At 58.6% G+C, this 3,555-nt stretch carries 2 rRNA genes; both read left to right on the top strand.

The features are described from left to right. Positions 1-193 precede the first annotated feature (193 nt). Positions 194-3,287, top strand: a 23S ribosomal RNA gene (locus C892_RS0128155). A 143-nt stretch (positions 3,288-3,430) separates the two neighbouring features. Next, a 5S ribosomal RNA gene (gene rrf / locus C892_RS0128150) occupies positions 3,431-3,549 on the top strand. The last annotated feature ends 6 nt before the right edge of the window (positions 3,550-3,555 follow it).

Below are 3,555 nucleotides of genomic sequence, written 5' to 3'. Positions count from 1 at the left end.
GTTCTTGGAAGAGGCCCGGGGGCGCGCTGTTGGGTGTCTGAGGGAGCAACCCTGATCGGTTGTGTCCTGATCGCCGCCCCGATCCGAAGACCGGGGCCGGCCTCCTTGGAGGGGCCGGTCGCCGTGTGGTAGGTGGGTTCGCGGCTGGTTGTTTGATTCGTGGATAGTGTGCGCGAGCATCTTGTATCTGTGGTGGCCAAGTATTAGTGGCACACGGTGGATGCCTTGGCACCAGGCGCCGATGAAGGACGTGGGAGGCCGCGATAGGCCGCGGGGAGCTGTCAACCGAGCTTTGATCCGCGGGTGTCCGAATGGGGGAACCCAGCCCGAGTCATTTCGGGTTGCCGCCGCTTGAATGTATAGGGCGGTCGGTGGCAACGCGGGGAAGTGAAACATCTCAGTACCCGCAGGAAGAGAAAACAACAGTGATTCCCTGAGTAGTGGTGAGCGAAAGGGGATGGTGGCTAAACCGCGGGCGTGTGAGAGACGGCGGTCGTTGCGTTCGCGGGGTTGTGGGGTGCATCTTGTCCGGTCTGCCGGCCGGGCGCGTTTGCTCGTTCTTCTAGCCGAAGCCGTTGGGAAGCGGTGCCGTAGTGGGTGAGAGTCCCGTAGGTGAAGGAAGAGCGGGGGCGTTGGTGTTTCCCCGAGTAGCGCGGAGCCCGTGAAACTCTGTGTGAATCTGGCAGGACCACCTGCTAAGCCTGAATACGTCCTGGTGACCGATAGTGCACTAGTACCGTGAGGGAAAGGTGAAAAGTGCCCCGGTGAGGGGTCGTGAAATAGTACCTGAAACCGTGTGCTGTCAAGCCGTCAGAGCCTTGCTTTTGTGGGGTGATGGCGTGCCTTTTGAAGAATGAGCCTGCGAGTTATGGTGTGTGGCGAGGTTAACCCGGGTGGGGTAGCCGTAGCGAAAGCGAGTCTGAATAGGGCGTTTGAGTCGCATGCTGTAGACCCGAAGCGGAGTGATCTACCCATGGCCAGGGTGAAGCGGCTGTAAGAGGTCGTGGAGGCCCGAACCCACCAGGGTTGAAAACCTGGGGGATGAGCTGTGGGTAGGGGTGAAAGGCCAATCAAACTCCGTGATAGCTGGTTCTCCCCGAAATGCATTTAGGTGCAGCGTCGCGTGTTGCCTGCCGGAGGTAGAGCTACTGTTTGGCTGATGGGCCCGACAAGGTTACTGATGTCAGATAAACTCCGAATGCCGGTTCGGTTCAGCGCGGCAGTGAGACTGCGGGGGATAATCTTCGTGGTCGAGAGGGAAACAACCCAGATCATCGGCTAAGGCCCCTAAGCGTGTGCTAAGTGGGAAAGGTTGTGGAGTTGCTGAGACAACCAGGAGGTTGGCTTAGAAGCAGCCATCCTTTAAAGAGTGCGTAATAGCTCACTGGTCAAGTGATTCTGCGCCGATAATGTAGCGGGGCTGAAGTGCACCGCCGAAGCCGTGGGGCCCGGATGTAGTGTTCGGGTTGGTAGGGGAGCGTCGTGCGTTCGGTGAAGCGGCCGGGTGACCGTGTCGTGGAGGGCGTGCGAGTGAGAATGCAGGCATGAGTAGCGATACCGGAGTGAGAAACTCCGGCGCCGATTGACCAAGGGTTCCTGGGGCAGGTTAATCCGCCCAGGGTGAGTCTGGACCTAAGGCGAGGCCGACAGGCGTAGTCGATGGATAACGGGTTGATATTCCCGTACCCGTCCGTGCGCGTCCATACCGGGGCCTTTGATGCTAACCACCACCGAAGCCTTGTTTCGCCTTCGGGTGTTGCTTGGTGGAGGCGTGGGATCCGATTTGGTAGTAGGTAAGCGATGGGGTGACGCAGTGGGGTAGCCCTACCCGGCGGTGGTTGTCCGGGGGTAAGCGTGTAGCCCGGGGTGCAGGTAAATCCGTGCCCCATATACGGGTGAGGCGTGATGCCGAGCCGTTTTTGGTGAAGTGGGTGATCCCGTGCTGTCGAGAAAAGCCTCTAGTGAGTTCGCGGGCGGCCAGTACCCTAAACCGACGCAGGTGGTCAGGTAGAGTATACCGAGGCGTTCGGGTGAACCGTGGTTAAGGAACTCGGCAAATTGTCCCCGTAACCTTGGGAGAAGGGGAGCCCTGTCCGGTGATGGAACTTTGCTTTCTGAGCTGGGCGGGGTCGCAGATACCAGGGGGAAGCGACTGTTTATTAAAAACACAGGTCCGTGCTAAGTCGTAAGACGCTGTATACGGACTGACGCCTGCCCGGTGCCGGAACGTTAAGAGGACCGGTTAGACGCTTTCGGGTGTCGAGGCTGGGAATCTAAGCGCCGGTAAACGGCGGTGGTAACTATAACCATCCTAAGGTAGCGAAATTCCTTGTCGGGTAAGTTCCGACCTGCACGAATGGCGTAACGACTTCCCCGCTGTCTCAACCGCGGGCCCGGTGAAATTGCAGTACGAGTAAAGATGCTCGTTTCGCGCAGCAGGACGGAAAGACCCCGGGACCTTCACTATAGCTTGACATTGGTGTTTGGGATGGTTTGTGTAGGATAGGTGGGAGCCGGTGAAGCGGTCACGCTAGTGGTCGTGGAGGCGTTGGTGAAATACCACTCTGACTGTTTCGGGCATCTAACCTGGGGCCGTGATCCGGTTCGGGGACAGTGTCTGGTGGGTAGTTTAACTGGGGCGGTTGCCTCCTAAAGGGTAACGGAGGCGCCCAAAGGTTCCCTCATCCTGGTTGGCAATCAGGTGTCGAGTGTAAGTGCACAAGGGAGCTTGACTGTGAGACGGACGTGTCGAGCAGGTGCGAAAGCAGGGACTAGTGATCCGGCACCGGCGTGTGGAAGCGGTGTCGCTCAACGGCTAAAAGGTACCCCGGGGATAACAGGCTGATCTTCCCCAAGAGTCCGTATCGACGGGATGGTTTGGCACCTCGATGTCGGCTCGTCGCATCCTGGGGCTGGAGTTGGTCCCAAGGGTTGGGCTGTTCGCCCATTAAAGCGGCACGCGAGCTGGGTTTAGAACGTCGTGAGACAGTTCGGTCCCTATCCGCTGTGCGCGTTGGAGACTTGAGAAGGGCTGTCCCTAGTACGAGAGGACCGGGACGGACGAACCTCTGGTGTGCCAGTTGTTCCGCCAGGAGCATGGCTGGTTGGCTACGTTCGGGAGAGATAACCGCTGAAAGCATCTAAGTGGGAAGCTTGCTTCGAGATGAGGTCTCCTGCCCCGTTGTGGGGGTAAGGCTTCCAGTGGACGACTGGGTTGATAGGCCGGGTGTGGAAGCGTTGTGAGGCGTGGAGCTGACCGGTACTAATAGGCCGAGGGCTTGTCCGCCGCAGATGCTGGGTGCTCGCGCATACTGTTCCTTTCTTCGCCCCCTTTTTTTTTGGGGGTGCGGGGGTGGGGTTCGCACACGAATCGGATTGTTTTTTTCATAGGTTTCCCTGGCCTCTTGTTTTGGGGTTGTGGGTGTTGGTTTGCGGTGGTTATGGCTGGAGGGTCACACCCGGTCCCATTCCGAACCCGGTCGTTAAGCCTCTTTGCGCCGATGGTACTGCCTCCATGGTGTGGGGTGGGAGAGTAGGTTGCCGCCGCATTTTTTT

Source organism: Nocardiopsis baichengensis YIM 90130 (genome assembly GCF_000341205.1).
Classification (GTDB): domain Bacteria; phylum Actinomycetota; class Actinomycetes; order Streptosporangiales; family Streptosporangiaceae; genus Nocardiopsis_A; species Nocardiopsis_A halophila.
The sequence above is the reverse complement of the archived record's forward strand: the minus strand, read 5'-3'. Positions and strand labels throughout refer to the sequence as shown.